We start from the raw sequence: 20,763 nt of genomic DNA, 5'->3' as shown, positions 1-20,763 counted from the left end.
GTCTTATATTAAAAACTCCAGACTTCCTCTCACTAACAATATCTCTTATCATTCACGTAATTAATATTTATCATTCCAAACTAGGAGCAAATCCATGACTGCGACCCTATTTCAGGCTCTCAGCAAGAACTTTTTAGGAAGTTCTCCTTTATGGTTTAAACAAACCATTATTGCATTTCTCATACTAAATCCAATTATTTTAATGACAGCAGGGCCCTTTGTTGCAGGCTGGTTATTAATTGTTGAATTCATTTTCACTCTTGCTATGGCATTAAAATGCTACCCATTACAACCAGGCGGATTACTTGCTATCGAAGCTGTTGCCATTGGTCTAACTGACACTCATGGGGTTTATAAAGAAGTAGTAAATAACTTTCCTGTTATCTTACTTCTAATGTTTATGGTAGCCGGCATTTACTTTATGAAAGACATGCTGCTATTCATCTTCAACAAACTATTAATTCGCGTTCGCTCGAAAGTCGCTATATCTCTACTTTTCAGCCTTTCAGCAGCGATTTTATCTGCCTTCCTTGATGCTTTGACAGTAACCGCGGTGCTTATTAGTGTCGGCGTTGGCTTCTTCTCTGTATATCATAAAGTCGCTTCTGGTAAAAAACCTCATCACGATCACGACCATGGTTCAGATGATCATGTTTTAGAAACCAACCGTGATGATCTTGAAAAGTTTCGTGCTTTTCTTCGTAGTTTATTAATGCATGGTGCCGTTGGTACCGCACTTGGTGGTGTTGCAACCTTGGTTGGTGAGCCTCAAAACCTTCTGATTGCTGAAGTTGCTGGTTGGGATTTTGCGGAGTTCTTCACTTATGTTGCTCCGGTTTCTATGCCTGTTTTGGTTGCTGGCTTAATCACAGTAGTACTTTTAGAGAAAACAAAAAGCTTTGGTTATGGTGCTCATCTACCTGACAACATCCGTCAGATTCTTAAGAATTATGATGAAGAAGAAGACAAACGCAGCACACCAGCTCATAAAGCTAAGCTTTTAGTTCAAGCTGTCGTCGCCGTTATTCTTGTTTTATCCTTAGCTTTTCACGTTGCTGAAGTTGGCCTTGTTGGTCTAATGATTATCGTACTTTTGACTGCTTTTAATGGCATTACAGAAGAACATAGAATCGGACATGCATTCGAAGAAGCACTGCCTTTCACAGCACTTTTAGTCGTCTTCTTTACCATTGTTTCTGTTATTCACCATCAACATCTATTCCAGCCAGTTATCACCTATGTACTTTCACTACCATTACAACAGCAACCTATTATGTTCTTTGCTGCCAACGGTATCCTGTCTGCTATTAGTGATAATGTCTTTGTTGCAACGGTTTACATTAACGAAATCAAAGCTGCTCTAGATGCTGGAACAATTTCACGCGAACACTTTGACAAGCTAGCCATTGCCGTTAACACAGGTACAAACTTACCTAGTGTTGCAACACCAAATGGTCAAGCAGCCTTCCTATTTCTACTAACGTCTGCAATTGCGCCATTGTTACGCCTATCTTATGGTCGCATGGTGTGGATGGCCCTACCTTATACAATCGTGTTAAGTGTGGTAGGTGGTATGTGTGTCAGCATATTTTTATAATTAGCTGAAACAAGCGAAAAATAAAAAACCCAGCATATGCTGGGTTTTTTATTAGCGAAAAGAAACTAGAAAGACCAAGCAGATGAAGTTAGCTAAGTCTTTACTGTCATTTACTTCAATACAAACAAGTGATGCTTCTTTTTACCTAGTTTAACAAGGAAGTACTTATTGTAATAACCTTTATCAGCTGCAAATATTTCGTTTGCTAACATGTTATCTTGCATCCCTTTCGCTTCCCCATTTACAAAAACAGAGTTACGCTGCAGCGCATCTTTAACTTGCTTACCATTTGATGCAAGACCAGACTCAGTAAAGAAACTTGTTAAAGGCGTATCAGCTAGTTCAGATAACTCAAATTCAGTTGATGGCAGACCATCTAATTGTATCTGAGCCAAATCTTGTTCACTTAAATCAGCCGCTTCGCCACTAAATAAAGCTTGAGTAATACGTTCAGCTGCAGCAAGACCTTCATCACCGTGAACAAGGCGAGTAACTTCTTTTGCTAAAATACCTTGAGCTTGAGGCTTACCTTCTGCTTCTTGATCAGCCTTTTCAATACCGTCTATTTCTTCGATAGATAAGAAAGTGAAGTACTTCAAGAATTTATAAACATCAGCATCAGCTGTGTTTAACCAGAATTGGAAGAAAGCATATTGGCTTGTCTTTTTAGCATCTAACCAAATTGTGCCTGACTCCGTCTTACCAAACTTAGTACCGTCAGATTTGGTAACAAGCGGCATGGTCAAACCAAATACCTGATTACCATTTTGGCGACGAGTTAGCTCTGTACCGCCTGTGATATTACCCCATTGGTCACTACCACCAATCTGAAGGCTACAACCATTCAAACGATTAAGTTCTGCAAAATCAAATGATTGCAAAATCATATAAGTAAATTCAGTGAATGAAATACCTTCACCTTCACGATTAATACGCTGCTTTACTGACTCTTTTTGAATCATGGCATTAATAGAAAAGTGCTTACCCACATCACGTAAGAAATCGAGAATATTTAGATCTTTCGTCCAATCATAGTTATTAACTACTTCAGCACTGTTTGCTTTATCGTTAAATTCAATAAATTGGCTCACTTGCGTCTTAAGCTTACCAACCCATTCATTAACGACTTCAGGGCCGTTTAACTTACGTTCAGCAGCTTTAAAACTAGGATCACCGATCAAGCCTGTTGCACCACCAACAAGCGCTAAAGGTTTATGACCAGCTTGTTGAAAACGCTTAAGCATAAGTAATGGCACCAAACTACCTATGTGCAAACTATCTGCTGTCGGGTCAAAGCCACAATAAAGAGTACGACTTGTCTCATTCAAGTGATTAGCCAGCTCTTCTTCAGCTGTTGTTTGAGCAATTAGCCCACGATTTTGTAGGTCTTTTAAAAGGTCGTTACTACCTATTGTCATAGCGAAATCATTTCCCAATTTTAAAATTCGTATAAGTTAGTTAATTAAAAATCTTGTTTCAGTAAAAGCATTCAATTATAAAGGCATTATTGGTAACATTATAAGGCTTTATTTCAGATTTTTAGGTATTCTCTTGGCTAGAACAAATCTCTCAAAACATCTTTTTTTACTTGCAGCTACCACTTCCATCGTGGCATTACTTGTTGGCTTTGCACCTTCTGAAGTTGAAGAAACAACAATCAAGCTTGAAGTTCCATTGCAAATTATCTCTATTGACGAAGAAATCGTTAAAACTAAAGTAACAGACACAGAAGCGCCGGCTGTCATTAACAACCCAGCTGAGCTACCAACACCTTCTGGTTTGGTAAAACACGACCCTAGCTATATTACACAGCAAGCTTCGGTTAAATCTGGCGACTCACTTTCTAAGATTCTATCTTCCCATGGCATTTCTAATCAGGATATATACCGTGTCTCTAGTGCGGATAAAAAGCCTAAAGAACTGACAAGAATGAGGCCAGGACAGGAACTGGAGTTTGTCAAAGACAAAAACACCAATGAGCTAATTAGCCTAAAACTCATAAAATCCCAACTTGAAACCATTGCATTTGAAAAGAAAGAAGGGAAATTTGTTAGTAATAAGCTAGTAAGAGAGCCCGAGATTGTTAACGTCTACAAGGAAGCGACGATAAGCAACTCTCTTTTTCTTGATGGCTTAAAAGCAGGCATAAGCCAATCCATGCTAATTGAAATGGCAAATATTTTTGGCTGGGATATCGACTTTGCATTAGACCTAAGAGATGGCGATACCTTTAGCCTTCTATTTGAAGAAAAATATTTAGACGGCCAATCAATTGGGTTTGGCAACATACTCGCGGCACAGTTTGTAAATAATGGCCGTGTTTACCAAGCTATTCGTTACGAGACTGACAAAGGTGCCCATTACTACACACCAGATGGTCTCTCTATGCGTAAGACCTTTCTACGTACACCAGTTGATTTCACCCGTATCTCATCAAAATTCAACCCCAATCGCTTACACCCGATTTTCAAAACAACTCGCCCACACCGTGGCGTAGATTACGCAGCATCTAAGGGCACGCCAGTTAAAGCATCAGGTGATGGTAAAGTCATCTTTAAAGGTAAGCAAAATGGTTATGGTAATGTTGTGATCCTTGATCACGGCCGTGGCTACACAACCCTTTATGCTCACTTAAATGGTTTCTCTCGTAAGATCAAACGTGGTGGTAGAGTGAAACAAGGCCAAACAATTGCTTTTGTTGGTCAAACTGGTTACGCAACTGGCCCTCACCTACATTATGAATTCCGCATCAATGGTACTCATAAGAACCCTGTAACAGTGAAGCTACCTAATGACGAGCCTATGGCAAAGAAAGATCTAAAGAGTTACTTGCCTTATGCACAAACAATGGCAAGTGCATTAGAAAGCTACCACTCACCAGACTATATGCAGAAACTAGCTAGCATCAAAAATTAATGCACTAAACAAAACATGAGCACAAAAAAAGCAGCCTATTGGCTGCTTTTTTATTACCTAAATCAAAAGATGATTTAGATAGAAGTATCAATAAAGTCAACAAGCTGACTTTTTGAAACAGCACCAACTTTAGTTGCTACTACTTCACCACCTTTAACAACCAACAAGGTTGGGATACCGCGAACATTGTACTTAGGCGCTGTATCAGGGTTTTCGTCAACGTTAATTTTAACAACTTTGATTTTGCCTTCCATTTCACCAGCAACATCTTCAAGTACTGGACCAATCATTTTACAAGGACCACACCAAGGAGCCCAAAAATCAACTACTACAGGTAGTTCAGAATTCAGCACTTCGTCTTGAAATTGTGCATCGGTAATTTGGATAGTATTGTCACCCATTTGAAATTCCTTAAATCATATTATCTTTGAATATGTGCTAGTTTAGCACTTTTTTATAGGTGTAAAAATGAGTTCCTACTACTAACTCAATAGTAAAAAACTATTTTCTTATTCCTTAAGCTTTCGCTGACTTAATTTTGCGCAATCATATCAGCAATTACTTCTGGTAACTCCTCTAAAGCATGCACTTCAGCATCTGGGCGGCTTGGCCATTTATCTTGCCAACGCCTTGCACCATGACGATTAAACCAGATACTTCGTCCACCAACCTGATTAATACCGTTCACATCATCATGCACATTGTCACCAACATGGATCAGATTACTAACATCAACACCTGCTAGCTCGGCCGTTTTTAGAAAAATATCCGCATTAGGTTTTGCGATCCCTTCTTTGTCTGCCCTTACAGCAAATTCAAAAGAGTCAGATAAACCAACATCAGGGTGAAATACATCAGCATTGCCATTAGTAATCACAGCTAGGCGATAATGATTAGCTAATTGCCACAGTACTTTTTTAGTACCCGGATACAAATCAACTTTTTGACGCCACTCATGAAAGTAATCAAAGGCAGATTGAGCAACTAAAGCAGCCTCTTCCTTTGGTAAACCAAAATCCTGCAAAGCCACTCGATACACTTCCACTCGCAAACGCGAGATATCAGCTCTTAGAGCAGATGAATCTTCCAGTAACTGTTGCTTAAGCTTAAATAAAGCCGCTTGATCAAATGCCTGATTAAAACCAGGAAATCTGTCTTCAAACCAATGGAACATTGCCTGATCAGCTCTTACTATCACAGGCTCTACATCCCAAAGGGTATTATCAAGATCAAAGGTAATTAAACGTGTCACGGTAGCAACCTTATTAAAATAGCACTTAGAATTTCAGACAAATACTCAAGAAACATCACGCCTTTTTCACGTTTAAATTTCTCTAGCTCCTCACTACCTAAAGCTAACACACCAATATACCTATCCGCGCCCTGATAATGGGACACCAGAGGCAATACAGCAGAAGACATAACTTGATCAGCTTTATCTTGAAACAGATATTGAGCTTCATCAACCGACAAAGCACCACAATAGCAACCAGTTTTTAGCAGAACTTCTTTAAGCACTGGACCTGCCTGATGCATTGGTGTCACTCTAATATTAGTATCTAACGCTTTCTCTGAGAAAAGCACCAAAGAGTGAAGCTTAATATGAAAATCATCACGCATGACGTCATCAAGCATGATGGCAAACTCATCTAAGTTAGTGCAAACCATGCCAGCTAACACAAGGCGACGGCTCTTGTGCATAATCGACTCATTTTCACGGGCAACATCAACTAAGCGTTCAAACTGGCTTTTATAGTCTTCAGCAGATTTACGTAATAAAAACACCTGACGTTCAATCAAAGAAACCGTGTTATTTGGCTCCAAAGCATGAGGCACATCCAAGGTTTCTAGCAAATCCAAATGATCATGAAAAAACTTTGGATTTGCTTTTAAGAATTCAATTACGCTAGCTTCGGTCATACTGCCTCTTTATAGATATATCTGGCCTTCAAACACCTTGGCGGTAGGTCCCGTCATTAAAATTGGGTGACCTTCACCTTGCCATTCGATAGTTAACTCACCACCTAATAAGTTCGCTTTTACTTTACTTGCAAGCCAACCTTGTTTAATACCAGCCACTACTGCAGCACAGGTTCCTGTTCCACATGCTTGGGTTTCCCCAACGCCTCGCTCATAAACCCTTAAGTTTATTTCAGACTCAGAAACAAGCTGCATAAAACCAACATTAACATTGTTAGGGAATAATTCATGGCTTTCAATCGCTGCACCGACCTGCTCCACATAATCATCATCTAACTTATCAACCTTATGAACAGCATGCGGATTGCCCACAGAAATGGGAGTTATTTGATAAAGTGAGTCCGCAACGGGAATATCGTAAAAATCCCCATTAGCACTACCTGTGAATGGTAAGTCAGCAGGCTCAAAGCTTGGAACCCCCATATCAACCGTAACTAAACCACCCGCTAAAACTCGTAACTGAATAGGCCCATTTTTGGTTTCAACATTGATAATGTCTTTATCAATCAGTTCCTTATCTTGAACAAAAGTTGCGAAGCAACGAGCACCATTTCCACAATGCTCAACTTCACTACCGTCACAGTTAAAGATACGATATCTAAAATCCATATCAGGGTTAGTTGGCGGTTCAACCAAAAGTAGTTGATCAAAACCAATACCCGTATGACGATCACCCAGGCGAGCTATCATATCTTTATTAAAATAAACTTTACGACTTACCGCATCAACCACTACAAAGTCGTTCCCTAGACCATGCATTTTGGTAAATTTAAGCAACAAAACTAGGCTCCTTCTTTTATTCAGGCAAAATTTGCTCACCAGCTAACTGATGATCAATTGTTTCACGAGAACGAATAAGATGAGCTTTATCACCATCTACCATTACTTCAGCGGCACGGTTACGGCTGTTATAGTTGGACGACATGGTAAAACCATAGGCTCCTGCAGATCTAACTGCGAGTAGGTCACCCGCCTCTAAGTCAAGCTCTCTATCTTTACCTAAGAAGTCTCCTGTTTCACAAACAGGCCCAACTAGGTCATAAACCTTTTTATTTTCTGTCGCTTTAGCTTTCAACTTCACAGGCACAATATCCATCCAAGCACTGTAAAGTGACGGACGAATAAGATCATTCATAGCGCCATCGATAATGGCAAAGTTTTTATGCTCTGAACACTTTAAGAACTCAACTTGAGTAACAAGCACACCAGCATTAGCCGCAATAGATCTGCCTGGTTCAAACGCAAGAGAAAAGTTTCTATCCGCCACTTTAGGCAAAACAAGTGCGGCATAGTCAGCAGGGACGGGGGGTACTTCATCACGATAACGAACACCTAAACCACCACCTAAATCAACATGCTTAATTTCGATACCAGATAAGGCAAGCTCATCAATCAACTTCAATAGACGATCAAAAGCATCGATAAAAGGTGTTAACTCAGTTAACTGAGAACCAATATGGCAATCAACCCCCATTACATCCAGATGCGGAAGCTCATGAGCGATCGTGTAGATTCGTACCGCGTCATTAATATCGATACCAAATTTATTTTCTTTCAGACCCGTTGAGATATAAGGATGTGTTTTAGCATCAACATCTGGGTTTACCCTTAATGAAACAGGTGCTTTTTTACCCAATTTTTCTGCAACTTCATTTAAACGGTACAGCTCATACTCGGACTCAATATTAAAACAATGAATCCCCACTTCGAGCGCGCGCTCCATCTCATGTGCTTGCTTTCCAAGACCAGAAAACATTACTTTGCTAGCATCACCACCAGCACGTAGAACACGCTCTAGCTCGCCAACAGAAACAATATCAAAACCTGCTCCCATTTTTGCTAGCACATTCAAAATAGCGATATTTGAGCAAGCTTTAACGGCATAACAAATTAAAGATGGGTGAGAAGAAAATGCATCTGCATAGGCCTTGTAATGGCGCTCTAGGGTTTCTCTTGAGTAAACATAACAAGGTGTTCCATGCTGCTCCGCAATACTTGCGATAGAAACGTTTTCTGCCATTAACGCTTGATCTTTATAATTAAAAAAGTCCACTAAACTTTATCCTTATTGATTGGTCTGGCTAGGTTGAGCTGGCCCATTATCGGCCGTAGGTAAATACAATGCCCCCTTATTACCGCATGCAATCAAGAGAGAAGTGACAAATACAAGAGCAATCAACCTAGACATATTTTTTTCTCATAATTTATATGCCAACAGTATACGTGTGGAGCGTTCAAAGCCCAACCCCGAAGCTTAAAAAGCCACTGCTTTCACATCATTTTTTTGCTATAGCCTTATACCCTTTTCAAAATCCCAAAAAGTACTTTTATCAAGTAGACTCTGAGTGTCAAAAAACATCGATTCTCTGCGCTATAAGAGGTAAAATTTACTTAATTTACTCACACAAGAAATCATGAACAAGCCTCTTTCTACACCCAAAACAAGTAAACGTACTTTTTTAATTATTCTGCTCATCGCTATCGGCTTGCACCTTATTATTCTTTCACCTTGGATAACCCCGTTTATTGGCTTTAATCAGCCAAAAGACGCTCCCTCTTTACCACAAGTAAAACCTAAATTAAGTTTAAGCTTGATTGACAGCGCCCCAAAAGAAGCCCATGTAAAAACAGATAATCAAGTACAAGCTCCTGTTTCACAAACCTCAACTGAAATAGAGGGCTACATAGACTTAACCTCATCAAGTTCGAGCCAAAGCAACCTATTAGATCCATTAGAAGGCGCAACACCTACTGAGTTTGAAACAGACAATAAATTGATTGACGACACGGCACCATTTCACATTGAAGGGCAAACACTAGAAGCACCAGTACAAACCTTGTCTCAAAGCTTAGAAAGTACCCAAGCAGATCACTTTGATAGCAATTACGAATTAGAAGCGACTGGTGAAGAGTTAGAAAATGTCTTTTCGGAGCAAACTAAAGCCCAGTTAATGCTAGCCAAAGAAGCTCAAGCAGAATATGAAAATGCACAAGTGGAAGAGGAAGAATACGCCATAACAGAGGACTCAGATGGCACACGTTACGTCAATATCAAAGGCGTTTGCTGGCGCATACCTCCTCCAGGAAGTGAAGAGGCATGGACAATTGTTTATGCAGGCTGCTCTGGGCAAACTAAAACATTCAACCTAGAAATAAACATTGGCATGGATATCCTAGGCCCTGATTCACCGTTCGCAACAGATTAAGGATCGAATTTTTCGAGGCGTATGGTCACCCTACGGTTTCTCTCACGATTAGATCGTGTTTTGTTATCTATTGTTGGATAACGCTCACCATGGTATCGAGAAATAATTTTTTCTACTGCGACACCTTGCTCTAACAAGTAAGCAGTCACCGCTTCCGCCCTCTTTTTAGAAAGCTCACGGTTATCCCTTCGAGAACCTAATGAATCTGTGTGGCCATCAATATAGATGTATTCAACACTCGGGTCATTCGCCACATACAAGGCAACCAGATCTAATCTGTCTTGCATCCTAGTTGAAAGCAATACGCCATTTTCAGGAAATAGCACAGCCGATCTTGCGATCTGATCATAATTAACAGGCAGTAAGCTCGCCATACAACGTCTAAATTCATTATAGGCAGGCGCAAAATTAATATTTGTGAGTGCAACTTCTATGGTTTCGCGACCACTCTCCCAAGCACTGCCAGCTAATACAGGATGTAACCCCTTATTCAGGCTGGTAAGCATGCGTTCTGCAACCTTTCCACCAACCTCTACCGTCATTCCGTAGCCAGGATAAGCCAAAACCTCTAATGTTTCTGGCTTTAACCCAGGAGACCAATTTGGCGCCTGAGAAATAATATAGACATTTCCTGGGCCTAACTTTTCATTACCTGGGTTAAGAATAAACTTCATTGGCTCACCCGCATTTTTAATAAAATGCCCTTCCCCATAATACATAATGGGATGACTTAAACTGCAGGAGAAAATATCACCAGAAAGAAGCCATTGAGCTTCAGTCAAGTCAGATTGATAACGAGTTATTGCCTGTGACGAAGCACTAAATCCAATACCGAGCGCACAAACCGCTGGTATTAGTATATTTTTCATTTTTTTTAGTACCGCATTTCCCATTAGATATCTCGTTCAAGCTAACAAATGTGTTATGCTGCAATCCTATCCAGCAATAACATTACGAGCAAGTGGCACATTAAGGATTAGTCTTGTCAAACCACCAAAATTCCACCATGCACGAAATTAAAGACCGCTTCCGTGGTTTCTTACCTGTTGTTATCGACGTTGAGACCGCAGGCTTTAATAATAAAACTGACGCATTATTAGAAATTGCTGCCAGCATCCTGAGAATGGATGAAAATGGCGAGCTTTATATCCATGAAACTATTGAGTTCAATGTTAGACCATTTGAAGGTGCAAACCTTGAAAAGTCTGCCTTAGAGTTCACAGGTATTGATCCTTTCGACCCTGAACGTAAAGATGTCGTTGAAGCAGAAGTGCTTGGCCAAATTTTTAGTAAGGTAAGAAAAGAACTTAAGTCAGTTGGATGTAAACGCGCCATCCTTGTGGGCCACAATGCAGCATTTGATCATGGTTTCCTAAATGCAGCTATCGAACGTTGTGATATCAAACGTAATCCATTTCACCCTTTCTCTAGCTTTGACACAGCAAGTCTTGCTGGCCTAGCATTTGGCCAAACAGTATTAGCTAAAGCATGTGAAGCAGCTGCCATTCCATTTAGTAATGCAGAAGCACACTCAGCAAAATATGATACAGAGAAAACCGCTGAGCTTTTCTGTGAGATTGTAAATAGATGGAAACGTTTAGGTGGTTGGAGCTTAGCAGCACCGGAATCAATGGATGACATGTCATCTTTTGTTTAATCAAATTTTTAAGGGGTTATTGGCAACAAGCAAATAGCTCCTTAAAGTTTCCCCTGCACAATTAGTTTGTACTCTCTCAATTGATACGATAGGGTTTATTGTAAAAGCACTTGCTTTGCCAATAGGACACTCAATACACATGGCCAAACCAGCTAAGCATAAACAAAGCCCTTTTAAACGCTTACTTTATTTAGCAACAGGATGGGTCTCATTAGTCCTTGGCATTATCGGTGTAGTTCTTCCCCTTCTTCCAACTACGCCTTTTATTTTATTAAGTGCTTGGTGCTTTTCTCAATCATCTACACGCTTTCATAACTGGCTCACAGCCCACAAATATTTTGGACCTATTATTCAGGATTGGCAGTCTGACAAAGGCATACCTAAAAAGAGTCGCAATCGAGCCATTATTTTCATGTGGTGTGGTATGGGGCTATCTATGTTTCTTGTTGGAAAGTTTTGGGCGACTTTATCACTCATCTGCATAGGTATCTGTGTCAGTATCTATTTGCTTCGCCTTCCCCTAAGAGCTGAATCAAGCTAATCACAGACCTGTTTTCCCCCTCATTAAATAAGCATTTCTTCTCACAAAATAAGATATTGAGTTTCGATAAAGTGTCATAAACAAGCGTTAACTTGATACATATCAGGACGAAGAAAAGCTTTTAAATTAGTCTATTTTTTGATCAAAAAAGTAAACTAAGCTGATAACCATAAAACTAACACTGAGTAAGGAGATTCAGATGGCCAATAACCTTTCATATCTCATGCTTGAACACCCGCACTATCTTGATGAGATCAGACTCTTAAACTTGTATAACGCTGAATTTCAAACCATGGCGATTGAATACCAGCAACTAACAACACAGATCCAAGCGCTAGACGAGTCACACTCAAGCGACAAGTTACGTCAATATCAAAAACGACACCAAGTGCTAAATCAAACCATTCAATCAATGTTAGTCAAACATGCCCTAGCCGCAAAACTTTAAAGGAGCATCTTATGTCTTATTTCCCTGTTAGTCAGAGCCTTACCCGAAATATTAAAATTGCCTCCTTTGACCACTCGATAAGTCGAGCTGAAGCAAGACTTTTAGATAGTTATAAAGAAAGGCTAGAAAGGATTAAGCAAATCAAACAACAGCAGAATGCTTCACCTATGATTAATGAAGTGTTAGATGAGTGTCAAAAATCTGAACGTTTGGCTTTAGAAGCATTACAAGCTTCAATACAAAAAACACAAGAACATAATTATGGTCTTTGCCAAACCTGTCACAAACCCATTGATGAAAAGCGCTTAACAATACTGCCAGACATTAAGCATTGCTTTGATTGCAGTCATTGACCTTATGACATGAGTATTCTTCAGCAAAGCTTGTGGGTTTACGCTTTTCTTAACCTAGATCAAGATAATTTTCTGATACCGCCTTATGCTCTAAACAGGATCAAATAATTATCAACATAAAAATTAAGGAAGACACTATGCCTGTAGAACACCACACTCTTGCTAATGATTTACCTGAGTTTAAGCATGAAATTCACCAGCTTAAAATGGAGAATGCTCACTTTAAAAAATTGTTTGATGAATACCATGAGCTAACTCGTAGTATTGAAAATATGGAAAACGAGGTGACATTAGCAACCACTGCAGAAGAAGAAAAAGCTAAACACCGCCGCGTTTATTTAAAAGATGAACTTGTTAGCATGCTAAGAAAAGCACAAACAACAACGGCATAAAACCTATTTTACTAAAGCCCTTATCAAGTGTTTGATTAGGGCTTTTATTTAAAGTTCGATAGCTAAAATGGCTGACGCTGTTTCTAACCCCATCTGAGCCAACTCACCATTTTCAAACTTATAACCAGCCATACTTCCTTCAAGCCATAAGCCATCAATAACAGCATTAATCTTAACCGCTGATCGAGCAGACTCTTGATCTGTAATAAATTGCTCATGATCTTCCAACGTGGCTTTTATCAGTGGCTGCAAAATATTAGTTGTTTCCACATAACCATCACTTCTAATAGCAGTCATTTGCTCGTCAATATAAGTAAGAGGCAAAAAGTTAGCCCATAGCAAGACTGTTCTTGGCGACACAATAGGGAAAGATAAGGTCGCTTCTATAAAGCGACGCAAGCGCTCTTTCGCCGGCAACTGAGAATCCTCAATATTCACCCTAGCACTTGCATAAATTTGTTCCAAAAGGGCAGCATAAGCCGCCCTTATCAACTCATCTTTACTAGAGAAGTAAAATCGAATCAAACCATTGGTTACTCCAGCATAGTCAGCCACTTTTCTTACTGTCGCACCTTGTAAGCCTTCATTTTCGATACAGTCTAAAGCTGCTTCAATCAGCTCCTGACGCCGATTATTTCCTTCTCTTCTTTTAATAGACATACTGGGTATGCTTTAGCCTCGTAATATTGGATTAGTTAAACAGGTAGGCCCTCCTTCGCATGCAATGCAAAGAGCATCTCCTTCAAACACATGAACCTTGCATCCAGCATCTTGCATCATAGCTTTAGTCAAAGGGAATCCATCTATCATAATGCATTCTTTAGGCTTAACTGGCAGAACATTTAAGTTCAAGCCACCGCTTGCAAGATACTCTTCCGCTGGTGCATCTATCAATGTGTAGCCCTCTTCCAACAGTAAATTATAAAAAGCCGTTGGCATGAGAGGCGAATATATTAACGCTAACTTTTCATCAAGAGGAGAAATCATTGACATTAAATGTAAACAAGCTTCAGCCCCATGCCATACCGGCAAATCAAAACCTATCACATTAATATTAAACGGATTTAAAATTTCATTAAGCTGATCAATACCTTCACGGTTAGAGCGGAATCCACAACCTACCACTATAGTATTTTCATTCAACCAAATGAAGTCACCGCCTTCTATCATTGCACTACCTGTTAACTCTCCCAAGATAGGAACACCAGCAGCTTGATAAGCCTGTCTATGAAGATTAGGTTCAGGCACTCTTAACACCTTCCCCATGTTTAGTAAAACAGCACCATGATCAGTGACTAAAGAAGCATCTTGAGTAAACATTGCATCACAAAGTCCATCATTATCGTCTTCTATCCAGCTAATTTCTGCTCCAGACTGCGCAACAAGATCAGCGAAAGCGGCATATTGCTCAATCGCCTTTGGGGCATCAAACATAGTGCCGTAATGCCACTTTTTTGCGTCTGCAGCAAGTAAGCTTGCTCCTGGGCGCCTCATAAGAACACGCTGAATCGGCGCAACCATTGACTGACTACCAAATAGTTTCATTTTTTCATTCTCCTAAATTGCACTTTTATTTGTTCACTTATTACTCAAAGTGATTCTGTTGACATCATTATTATGCAAGTGTATAAATTTATGCAAGCGCATAATTTAATTATTTTCGAAATCATTTAGAGACTCCTAACATGGCCATAAATGAGATAGATACAAACAACACCATTCTTGAAATTACCAATCTAAGGAAGAGTTTTGGCGAATTAGAGGTTCTAAAAGGAATAGATCTAAGTGCAAACAAAGGAGATGTCATTGCGCTTATTGGTGGCAGTGGTTCAGGTAAGTCCACCACGCTTCGCTGCATAAATATGCTTGAAACACCCAGTGCTGGTGACATTCATATTTTCGGTAAAAAGATTGAACTCATTCGCAATAAACAAGGTGACATGGTTGCAAAAGACCAAAAGCAGCTTCGCCTTATCCGTCAGAAACTTGGCATGGTTTTTCAAGGCTTTCATCTTTGGCAGCACATGAATATAGAGCAAAACATTATCGAAGTGCCGACTCAGGTATTCGGCATTTCCAAAGATGAAGCCTTAATCAATGCCCACCAGCTACTAAAGCGCGTTGGGCTTTACGATAAGAAGCACCAATACCCTTGTAACCTCTCCGGTGGCCAACAACAAAGAGCAGCCATAGCCAGAGCTCTCGCAATCAACCCTGAGCTAATGCTTTTTGATGAGCCAACCTCGGCCTTAGACCCAGAACTTGTCAGTGAAGTCTTAGCTGTTATGCATGATTTAGCAACTGAAGGCAGAAGCATGATCATAGTGACGCATGAAATGAAGTTTGCGGCGGATGTCGCCAATAAAGTCATGTTCTTGAATGCAGGCAAAGTTGAAGAGTTTGGCTCTGCAGCAGAGATATTCAATGCGCCAAAATCAGAAAGGCTAAAACAATTCATCCAGTCAGTTTGCTAACAAAAAGAAAAATAGAAATAGAAATACCAAACATAAAACAATCTATTTAGAGGAAGTAAATCATGAAACTCAAAGCATCTATTGCGTTAATTAGCGCCTCTGTTATTGGCTTTTTCTCAACAACACTAGCGGCCCAAACGATTAAAGTAGGTATTGCCACCGAACCTTACCCACCCTTTTCTGTGCCAGATGCATCTGGTAATTATTCAGGTTGGGAAATAGACATAGCTAAGGCAATTTGCGCACAAGCCAAACTAGATTGTGAAATTGTGGCTACCGCTTGGGATGGCATTATTCCAGCATTACTCGCCAAAAAAGTAGATGTGGTTGCAGCCTCACTCTCTATAACCTCTGACCGTAAGCGTGTAATCGATTTCTCAGATAAATATTATCAATCAGGCGCCTCTGTCATAGGTTCGAAAAATGCAAATTTCAGCAGTACACCAACCGAACTCGATAATAAAATAATCGGCCTACAAGCCGCCAGCATTCACGTGAAGTTTGCAAAAAAGTATTATCCTAATGCCACGATTAAAGAGTATCAGAGCCAAGACGAAGCTAACCAAGACCTTTACTCTGGCCGCATAGATGCAACCCAAGCAGATGCTCTCACCCTTGAAAGTTTCCTTAACTCAGAACAAGGAAAGAACTGTTGCGATCTAAAGGGGATGGCGGTTAATGATGAATCCTTATTAGGAGAAGGTATTGGTTTTGGCCTACGTAAAGGTAATCCAGAGCTAAAAGAGCAGCTTAACAATGCCATTGACGCCATTCGAAAAAATGGCACTTACGAGCAAATATCCCAAGCTTACTTCTCCTTCAATATTTACGGCGAATAAGATAAACAAAAACTAAGCAAGTTAACTTGCTTAGTTTTTGCTTGTTAACGTTAGGGTGACTTATGTTTATTGATTATCAATCTATGTCTGTTTGGCAGTTATTAGCTTTTGAAGCACCAGGATGGGGTGGCACCTTATTATCTGGGCTTCTTCTCTCATTAGAGATAGCTATTCTAGGCTTCTTATTTGGACTTGTTATTGGCTTTTTTGGCGCGCTTGGCAAGCTAGGTAACAGTATTGTCTGTCGTGATTTATGGGCGTGCTACACAACGGCGGTACGAGCCATCCCAGAACTCGTTCTAATCTTATTAATTTATTTTGCTTTACCAAACTTACTAAATAGTCTGCTCAGCCTAGTAGGGATAAACAACATTGAAATTAATGGATTTATCGCAGGTGTACTGGTCATATCGTTTGTTCAAGGCGCTTATGCTACTGAAGTGATACGCTCAGCGATGCTTGCGATACCAGCAGGTCAAATAGAAGCAGCCCATGCATTTGCTATGCCTAAATACAAAATTCTATACCGTATCAGCTTGCCAGCTATGCTCCCTCACGCTTTACCTGGTCTCTCCAATCTCTGGCTAATTGCAACTAAAGATACCGCACTACTCGCTGTCGTGGGCTTTACTGAATTAACATTAGCGGCAAGACAAGCGGCAGGGGCAACAAAAGAGCAGCTATTATTTCTGACCGTGGCAGGAGGGCTTTACTTATGTATATCATTAGTTTCGGATGCTTTATTTAAGTACTTCATTCGTCGCTCAAATAAAGGACAAATGCATGGATAATCAGCCTTTAATTCAACCTAACTTATCTCAAGAAAAAAAAGCGGCATCCATACTTGATCTATCGGCAATAAAAGCTTGGTTTATGCCTCATAGAATACTACTGATTGTTATTACATTAGGCTCGATAGCTGGGCTAGTTAACAACCTTAGCTGGTACTGGATTCCGGAATATCAAGACGCTATTTTAGAAGGCCTTTGGCGAACCCTCATTTTGTTAGTAACAAGCTTTATCACGGGCTTCTTACTCGCGATTCCAATTGGTCTAGTTCAAGTAACAGGCCCTAGTTTTCTAGCAAAATTAGCTCAGAGCTTTTGTACTCTTATAAGAGGAACACCTCTATTACTACAAATATGGCTCCTTTATTATGGTGTTGGTTCTATCTTCCCAGAAATAGACTGGTTGCGGGAATCATTTCTTTGGCCTTATTTAACCGATGCTTGGCCTTATGCCTTTATTGCTTTAACACTATCTGTTGCCGCTTATGAAGGAGAAATCATGCGTGGGGCTTTTGCTGGTGTTCCTAATGGAGAATTAGAAGCGGCCAAGGCATTTGGTATGCCACCATTTAAAATCTTATCGCGTATTTGGCTACCCAGAGCCATACAGCGCACATTGCCAGTCATCGGAGGAGAGGTCATTTTACAACTCAAGGCAACACCTTTAGTGGCAACTATTACCCTCATTGACACCTATGCAGTATTTTCAAAAATACGACAGGAGACTTATATCGTCTATGAACCATTACTCTTAATGACAGGAATATACTTGTCTTTAGCAGGTATTATTGCCCTGTTATTTCACTATTTAGAAAAGAGAAATGGGGCTAGATAGCCCTATTTCAAAACTATCTATATAGGCTAATAAGACCTAGTCCCAGTTCTTTTTACGCAATGCCTTAATCTGGCCCTTTTGCTTTTTATGATCAACGCGTTTACGTTGCGAGGATTTAGTTGGCTTGGTTGCCCGTCTCACCTTCTCTACCTTAATTGCATCTAGAATCAAGGCTTTCAATCTAGCGAGCGCATCCTCTCTATTTAACTCTTGAGTTCTATGCTGCTGTGCTTTAATAATCACAACTCCCTCTTTGGTAATACGTGAGTCCTTAAGCGCTAACAATCGACTTTTATGAAATTCAGGTAGCGAAGATGCTTTAATATCAAACCTTAAATGAATTGCAGAAGAAACTTTATTAACGTTTTGCCCACCCGCACCTTGAGAACGAATTGCTGTCAATTCCATTTCATGATCCGCAATAGAGACTGCAATTGATATTTTTAACATGGATATTTTCCGTACAAAATAGACAGGCATTAGACTAAAGTTGTGTGATTTACCTAGTCTAGATTTGATAAAAGCGGCATATTGTAACAGTTATCCTAAACATAAAGACATTTTGAGGAAGCAGAGGTTTGAATAAGGTACAATCAGGCCATATTTATTCAGCTTATTTTATGCATTTTTTTGACATTGTTTGGAGCAATTAGATTGACTAAATTTCGACCCTGTATCGACCTTCATCAAGGTAAAGTGAAGCAAATCGTTGGCGGCAGTTTGAATGATCATGGCGCTAAAGAAAACTTTATCAGTGAACATGATGCAGCTTATTATGCGGCTCTCTACAAGGAACATGAGTTAACCGGTGGCCATGTCATCGCCTTAGGGCCAGGTAATAAAGAAGAAGCTATTAAAGCATTAAAAGCCTACCCAAATGGCTTGCAGTTCGGTGGCGGTGTCAATCATAAAAATGCAAGCGAGTTCTTAAAAGCCGGCGCATCTCACCTTATCGTTACCTCTTACTTATTTGAAAATGGCGAATTCTCCTGGGACAGATTAGATAGAATTAAACGCGAAACAGGAACAGAAAAACTTATTTTAGACCTGAGTTGCCGTCGTACAGAAACCGGTTGGAATATCGCAACAGATCGCTGGCAAACAGTCACTTCTACTCAGATCAATTTAGAAAACCTTCAAGAACTAGCCGATCATTGTGATGAGTTTTTAATTCACGCTGCTGATGTTGAAGGCTTACAGGCTGGCATAGATAAAGAATTAGTTGAGTTGCTTGGTAAGCATTCCTCGATACCAACGACCTATGCAGGTGGCGCCAGAACACTTGAAGACCTCGCCTTAGTTCAAACACTTTCAAGAGGAAAAGTCGATCTAACCATTGGTAGTGCCTTAGATATTTTTGGTGGTGAAGGCGTTACCTTAGAAGAATGTATTGAGTGGAATAATAAAGTCTAGAATATTGTGCTATCACCTAGTCAAAGACTTACTTTGCTCAATATTAGGTTTAAATAAAAACCAAGAAGTTAGAACAAGCACTCAGATAAGGTTTAATCCTTCTTATCTGAGGGCTGTTTTATTAAATCTAGGTGGTTAGTTTTTTCTTCAACAAGGTCAAACCTAAACATAACCAGAATAAAAAGCTGCAATACAATGGCAGCATAGATAATCAATGGCCAAGCTGAGTGCATTAATAAGGCAGCCAATAAAGTAAACATACCTGAGAAATAACACAAAGCCTGAACAGCCCATCTGACTTTCGTTGTCACACTAAAGTCGTTACCGCAAATATGACAGGTCGCTTTACCAAAAGATCCCATGAAGATATTAAATACATGCCTTAAGTCGTGTCCTTGGCAATGGGGACAAGTTAACATCCTAGCCTCCTTTACGTCAGTTAAAACCCGATAGCAGATTTCTTAACTATCACTGTTATTTATCCTTTTAGAAATAACAGCCTATTACTGAAACAGAGAACAAGCTTAAAGATACTTGTTACTTGTCCTTCATTGAAGAAAACTCACGGTCTAAATCATACTTTTTAGAAGTGACATATTTTTCCATTTCTTCAATACGACGACTCGCTTGGTTCATTCTATCTCTTGCTCGCTTTAATCGAATTGAAGACGAGTCCGAATACTTAAACATCTTTTTTGGTCCATACTGGTGACGCCTTTCATCATACTCATACTTTAGCTCTCCACCCCCTGGCTTTAAAATATGCCAAAGCACAATGTAAGCAAACAAAGTAAAGCCACCAAGAAAGAGGAAGCCTGCAAAAAAGCTAATACGCACAACCCAAGGCTCAATATCAAAGTGATCTGCAAGACCTGCACAAACACCACCGACATAGCCTTTATCAGGGTTACGATAAAGATTCATATTCCAGCCCTTTTGTTTATTCTCATTAAACATTTTCTGACATAAGTTCTTTAGTTTATGCTTATTCATTCTATTCTCTCCCCGAAGAAGACTCTCTCTGCTCACCTTCTTGATTGCGATATGCCCCTTGAGCTTCTTTGTCTCGCCAGTTAGGGCTATCTACATCTAAAATCCTTTCCAGTATTTCGATTCGATCCGTCAATTGATCTGCGGTTTTTAAAAGATCATCTAATTCCACCCTATCTTCCTCCGCTAACCCTTTTGCTGAACGCCTTTTGCTAAAGTAGTGCAAGATAAGCCAAAGCGGGGCAACAAGCCCCATAAAAATGATGACTGGCACAAAGAAGAAAACAGCCATATTCATAGGTACATCCTTAATAATTTAATCGTTAAAAAGCGT

General features: G+C 39.9%; 27 protein-coding genes. 13 read left to right on the top strand and 14 right to left on the bottom strand.

Annotated features, from left to right (window positions below; genetic code table 11):
* The first annotated feature begins 94 nt into the window (after positions 1 to 94).
* Positions 95 to 1,597 (top strand): sodium/proton antiporter NhaB, encoded by a 1,503-nt coding sequence (gene nhaB, locus TW85_RS10010; protein ID WP_046016975.1) that lies wholly within the window; start codon positions 95 to 97, stop codon positions 1,595 to 1,597.
* 110 nt (positions 1,598 to 1,707) lie between these two features.
* Here the strand turns inward: nhaB and tyrS are convergent, their stop codons facing one another.
* Positions 1,708 to 3,015, bottom strand: coding sequence for a tyrosine--tRNA ligase (tyrS, locus tag TW85_RS10005; RefSeq protein ID WP_046016974.1), 1,308 nt, complete (start codon positions 3,013 to 3,015; stop codon positions 1,708 to 1,710).
* Positions 3,016 to 3,148: 133 nt separating this feature from the next.
* Here tyrS and TW85_RS10000 point away from each other — a divergent pair, with 133 nt between their 5' ends.
* Positions 3,149 to 4,513 carry a peptidoglycan DD-metalloendopeptidase family protein gene (locus TW85_RS10000; RefSeq protein ID WP_238326196.1) on the top strand — a complete coding sequence of 455 codons (1,365 nt, stop codon included), beginning with the start codon at positions 3,149 to 3,151 and terminating at the stop codon, positions 4,511 to 4,513.
* A gap of 74 nt (positions 4,514 to 4,587) precedes the next feature.
* Here the strand turns inward: TW85_RS10000 and trxA are convergent, their stop codons facing one another.
* The 6 genes from trxA to TW85_RS25935 all read right to left on the bottom strand — a co-directional run bounded on the left by trxA (position 4,588) and on the right by TW85_RS25935 (position 8,681).
* Complete coding sequence (gene trxA, locus TW85_RS09995) at positions 4,588 to 4,914, bottom strand: thioredoxin TrxA (RefSeq protein ID WP_046016973.1); 327 nt, start codon at positions 4,912 to 4,914, stop codon at positions 4,588 to 4,590.
* Between the two features lie 131 nt (positions 4,915 to 5,045).
* Positions 5,046 to 5,765, bottom strand: a complete 720-nt coding sequence (locus TW85_RS09990; protein WP_046016972.1) for an HAD-IA family hydrolase — start codon at positions 5,763 to 5,765, stop codon at positions 5,046 to 5,048.
* Positions 5,762 to 6,433 (bottom strand): DUF484 family protein, encoded by a 672-nt coding sequence (locus tag TW85_RS09985; protein WP_046016971.1) that lies wholly within the window; start codon positions 6,431 to 6,433, stop codon positions 5,762 to 5,764. The genes TW85_RS09990 and TW85_RS09985 overlap by 4 nt, the downstream gene beginning before the upstream one ends.
* A gap of 9 nt (positions 6,434 to 6,442) precedes the next feature.
* Positions 6,443 to 7,273, bottom strand: a complete 831-nt coding sequence (gene dapF, locus TW85_RS09980; protein WP_046016970.1) for a diaminopimelate epimerase — start codon at positions 7,271 to 7,273, stop codon at positions 6,443 to 6,445.
* A 16-nt stretch (positions 7,274 to 7,289) separates the two neighbouring features.
* Positions 7,290 to 8,546: a diaminopimelate decarboxylase gene (lysA, locus tag TW85_RS09975; RefSeq protein WP_046016969.1), complete on the bottom strand. Its 1,257-nt coding sequence runs from the start codon at positions 8,544 to 8,546 to the stop codon at positions 7,290 to 7,292.
* 12 nt (positions 8,547 to 8,558) lie between these two features.
* Positions 8,559 to 8,681 (bottom strand): lipoprotein, encoded by a 123-nt coding sequence (locus tag TW85_RS25935; RefSeq protein WP_082827817.1) that lies wholly within the window; start codon positions 8,679 to 8,681, stop codon positions 8,559 to 8,561.
* Between the two features lie 226 nt (positions 8,682 to 8,907).
* Here TW85_RS25935 and TW85_RS09970 point away from each other — a divergent pair, with 226 nt between their 5' ends.
* Entirely contained in the window at positions 8,908 to 9,699 is a 792-nt protein-coding gene (locus tag TW85_RS09970; RefSeq protein WP_046016968.1) for a hypothetical protein, read from the top strand.
* On the opposite strand, the gene TW85_RS09965 is transcribed toward TW85_RS09970, so the two are convergent.
* A complete protein-coding gene (locus TW85_RS09965; protein ID WP_046017088.1) occupies positions 9,696 to 10,568 on the bottom strand; it encodes an OmpA family protein in 873 nt (290 codons plus the stop codon). The genes TW85_RS09970 and TW85_RS09965 overlap by 4 nt on opposite strands.
* 137 nt (positions 10,569 to 10,705) lie before the next feature.
* Between TW85_RS09965 and rnt the strand changes: the two genes are divergently transcribed.
* The 5 genes from rnt (at position 10,706) to TW85_RS09940 (ending at position 13,090) form a co-directional block, all read left to right on the top strand.
* A complete protein-coding gene (rnt, locus tag TW85_RS09960) occupies positions 10,706 to 11,356 on the top strand; it encodes a ribonuclease T (protein ID WP_046016967.1) in 651 nt (216 codons plus the stop codon).
* A gap of 139 nt (positions 11,357 to 11,495) precedes the next feature.
* Positions 11,496 to 11,897, top strand: a complete 402-nt coding sequence (locus tag TW85_RS09955) for a YbaN family protein (protein ID WP_046016966.1) — start codon at positions 11,496 to 11,498, stop codon at positions 11,895 to 11,897.
* 199 nt (positions 11,898 to 12,096) lie between these two features.
* Positions 12,097 to 12,345, top strand: coding sequence for a hypothetical protein (locus TW85_RS09950; RefSeq protein ID WP_046016965.1), 249 nt, complete (start codon positions 12,097 to 12,099; stop codon positions 12,343 to 12,345).
* 11 nt (positions 12,346 to 12,356) lie between these two features.
* Positions 12,357 to 12,698 (top strand): TraR/DksA C4-type zinc finger protein, encoded by a 342-nt coding sequence (locus TW85_RS09945; RefSeq protein ID WP_046016964.1) that lies wholly within the window; start codon positions 12,357 to 12,359, stop codon positions 12,696 to 12,698.
* 137 nt (positions 12,699 to 12,835) lie between these two features.
* On the top strand, positions 12,836 to 13,090 hold the full coding sequence (locus TW85_RS09940; RefSeq protein WP_046016963.1) for a DUF465 domain-containing protein: 255 nt from the start codon (positions 12,836 to 12,838) through the stop codon (positions 13,088 to 13,090).
* A gap of 48 nt (positions 13,091 to 13,138) precedes the next feature.
* On the opposite strand, the gene TW85_RS09935 is transcribed toward TW85_RS09940, so the two are convergent.
* On the bottom strand, positions 13,139 to 13,750 hold the full coding sequence (locus TW85_RS09935; protein ID WP_046016962.1) for a TetR family transcriptional regulator C-terminal domain-containing protein: 612 nt from the start codon (positions 13,748 to 13,750) through the stop codon (positions 13,139 to 13,141).
* A 12-nt stretch (positions 13,751 to 13,762) separates the two neighbouring features.
* Positions 13,763 to 14,635, bottom strand: coding sequence for an arginine deiminase family protein (locus TW85_RS09930; protein WP_046016961.1), 873 nt, complete (start codon positions 14,633 to 14,635; stop codon positions 13,763 to 13,765).
* Between the two features lie 140 nt (positions 14,636 to 14,775).
* On the opposite strand from TW85_RS09930, the gene TW85_RS09925 reads away from it, so the two are divergent.
* The 4 genes from TW85_RS09925 to TW85_RS09910 all read left to right on the top strand — a co-directional run bounded on the left by TW85_RS09925 (position 14,776) and on the right by TW85_RS09910 (position 18,026).
* Positions 14,776 to 15,564: an ATP-binding cassette domain-containing protein gene (locus TW85_RS09925; protein WP_046016960.1), complete on the top strand. Its 789-nt coding sequence runs from the start codon at positions 14,776 to 14,778 to the stop codon at positions 15,562 to 15,564.
* Positions 15,565 to 15,626: 62 nt separating this feature from the next.
* Complete coding sequence (locus tag TW85_RS09920; protein WP_046016959.1) at positions 15,627 to 16,403, top strand: transporter substrate-binding domain-containing protein; 777 nt, start codon at positions 15,627 to 15,629, stop codon at positions 16,401 to 16,403.
* A 62-nt stretch (positions 16,404 to 16,465) separates the two neighbouring features.
* Positions 16,466 to 17,194, top strand: coding sequence for an ABC transporter permease subunit (locus tag TW85_RS09915; RefSeq protein WP_046016958.1), 729 nt, complete (start codon positions 16,466 to 16,468; stop codon positions 17,192 to 17,194).
* Entirely contained in the window at positions 17,187 to 18,026 is an 840-nt protein-coding gene (locus TW85_RS09910; RefSeq protein ID WP_046016957.1) for an ABC transporter permease subunit, read from the top strand. Before TW85_RS09915 ends, TW85_RS09910 begins: the two co-directional genes overlap by 8 nt.
* A gap of 36 nt (positions 18,027 to 18,062) precedes the next feature.
* On the opposite strand, the gene arfB is transcribed toward TW85_RS09910, so the two are convergent.
* Entirely contained in the window at positions 18,063 to 18,476 is a 414-nt protein-coding gene (gene arfB / locus TW85_RS09905; protein WP_046016956.1) for an alternative ribosome rescue aminoacyl-tRNA hydrolase ArfB, read from the bottom strand.
* Positions 18,477 to 18,680: 204 nt separating this feature from the next.
* Here arfB and hisA point away from each other — a divergent pair, with 204 nt between their 5' ends.
* Complete coding sequence (gene hisA, locus TW85_RS09900; RefSeq protein ID WP_046016955.1) at positions 18,681 to 19,439, top strand: phosphoribosylformimino-5-aminoimidazole carboxamide ribotide isomerase; 759 nt, start codon at positions 18,681 to 18,683, stop codon at positions 19,437 to 19,439.
* Positions 19,440 to 19,531: 92 nt separating this feature from the next.
* Here hisA and TW85_RS09895 read toward each other — a convergent pair whose 3' ends face one another.
* The 3 genes from TW85_RS09895 to pspB all read right to left on the bottom strand — a co-directional run bounded on the left by TW85_RS09895 (position 19,532) and on the right by pspB (position 20,727).
* Positions 19,532 to 19,858, bottom strand: a complete 327-nt coding sequence (locus tag TW85_RS09895; RefSeq protein ID WP_046016954.1) for a hypothetical protein — start codon at positions 19,856 to 19,858, stop codon at positions 19,532 to 19,534.
* Between the two features lie 118 nt (positions 19,859 to 19,976).
* Positions 19,977 to 20,432: a PspC domain-containing protein gene (locus TW85_RS09890; protein WP_046016953.1), complete on the bottom strand. Its 456-nt coding sequence runs from the start codon at positions 20,430 to 20,432 to the stop codon at positions 19,977 to 19,979.
* A 1-nt stretch (position 20,433) separates the two neighbouring features.
* Entirely contained in the window at positions 20,434 to 20,727 is a 294-nt protein-coding gene (gene pspB / locus TW85_RS09885) for an envelope stress response membrane protein PspB (RefSeq protein ID WP_046016952.1), read from the bottom strand.
* Positions 20,728 to 20,763 lie beyond the last annotated feature (36 nt).

This window comes from Marinomonas sp. S3726 (genome assembly GCF_000967665.1).
Taxonomy (GTDB): domain Bacteria; phylum Pseudomonadota; class Gammaproteobacteria; order Pseudomonadales; family Marinomonadaceae; genus Marinomonas.
This window is presented reverse-complemented; position numbering and strand designations above follow the sequence as displayed.

Excerpts from the sequence above, each read along its gene's own strand:
- TW85_RS09930 (WP_046016961.1), bottom strand. The coding sequence starts at position 14,635 with ATGAAACTATTTGGTAGTCAGTCAATGGTTGCGCCGATTCAGCGTGTT.
- TW85_RS09950 (WP_046016965.1), top strand. The coding sequence starts at position 12,097 with ATGGCCAATAACCTTTCATATCTCATGCTTGAACACCCGCACTATCTT.
- TW85_RS09945 (WP_046016964.1), top strand. The coding sequence starts at position 12,357 with ATGTCTTATTTCCCTGTTAGTCAGAGCCTTACCCGAAATATTAAAATT.
- TW85_RS09890 (WP_046016953.1), bottom strand. The coding sequence starts at position 20,432 with ATGAATAAGCATAAACTAAAGAACTTATGTCAGAAAATGTTTAATGAG.
- pspB (WP_046016952.1), bottom strand. The coding sequence starts at position 20,727 with ATGAATATGGCTGTTTTCTTCTTTGTGCCAGTCATCATTTTTATGGGG.
- TW85_RS09985 (WP_046016971.1), bottom strand. The coding sequence starts at position 6,433 with ATGACCGAAGCTAGCGTAATTGAATTCTTAAAAGCAAATCCAAAGTTT.
- tyrS (WP_046016974.1), bottom strand. The coding sequence starts at position 3,015 with ATGACAATAGGTAGTAACGACCTTTTAAAAGACCTACAAAATCGTGGG.
- TW85_RS09965 (WP_046017088.1), bottom strand. The coding sequence starts at position 10,568 with ATGAAAAATATACTAATACCAGCGGTTTGTGCGCTCGGTATTGGATTT.
- TW85_RS09940 (WP_046016963.1), top strand. The coding sequence starts at position 12,836 with ATGCCTGTAGAACACCACACTCTTGCTAATGATTTACCTGAGTTTAAG.
- TW85_RS09895 (WP_046016954.1), bottom strand. The coding sequence starts at position 19,858 with ATGTTAACTTGTCCCCATTGCCAAGGACACGACTTAAGGCATGTATTT.
- TW85_RS09910 (WP_046016957.1), top strand. The coding sequence starts at position 17,187 with ATGGATAATCAGCCTTTAATTCAACCTAACTTATCTCAAGAAAAAAAA.
- TW85_RS09925 (WP_046016960.1), top strand. The coding sequence starts at position 14,776 with ATGGCCATAAATGAGATAGATACAAACAACACCATTCTTGAAATTACC.
- TW85_RS09920 (WP_046016959.1), top strand. The coding sequence starts at position 15,627 with ATGAAACTCAAAGCATCTATTGCGTTAATTAGCGCCTCTGTTATTGGC.
- TW85_RS09955 (WP_046016966.1), top strand. The coding sequence starts at position 11,496 with ATGGCCAAACCAGCTAAGCATAAACAAAGCCCTTTTAAACGCTTACTT.
- rnt (WP_046016967.1), top strand. The coding sequence starts at position 10,706 with ATGCACGAAATTAAAGACCGCTTCCGTGGTTTCTTACCTGTTGTTATC.
- nhaB (WP_046016975.1), top strand. The coding sequence starts at position 95 with ATGACTGCGACCCTATTTCAGGCTCTCAGCAAGAACTTTTTAGGAAGT.
- TW85_RS09935 (WP_046016962.1), bottom strand. The coding sequence starts at position 13,750 with ATGTCTATTAAAAGAAGAGAAGGAAATAATCGGCGTCAGGAGCTGATT.
- arfB (WP_046016956.1), bottom strand. The coding sequence starts at position 18,476 with ATGTTAAAAATATCAATTGCAGTCTCTATTGCGGATCATGAAATGGAA.
- trxA (WP_046016973.1), bottom strand. The coding sequence starts at position 4,914 with ATGGGTGACAATACTATCCAAATTACCGATGCACAATTTCAAGACGAA.
- TW85_RS09970 (WP_046016968.1), top strand. The coding sequence starts at position 8,908 with ATGAACAAGCCTCTTTCTACACCCAAAACAAGTAAACGTACTTTTTTA.
- TW85_RS09915 (WP_046016958.1), top strand. The coding sequence starts at position 16,466 with ATGTTTATTGATTATCAATCTATGTCTGTTTGGCAGTTATTAGCTTTT.
- TW85_RS25935 (WP_082827817.1), bottom strand. The coding sequence starts at position 8,681 with ATGTCTAGGTTGATTGCTCTTGTATTTGTCACTTCTCTCTTGATTGCA.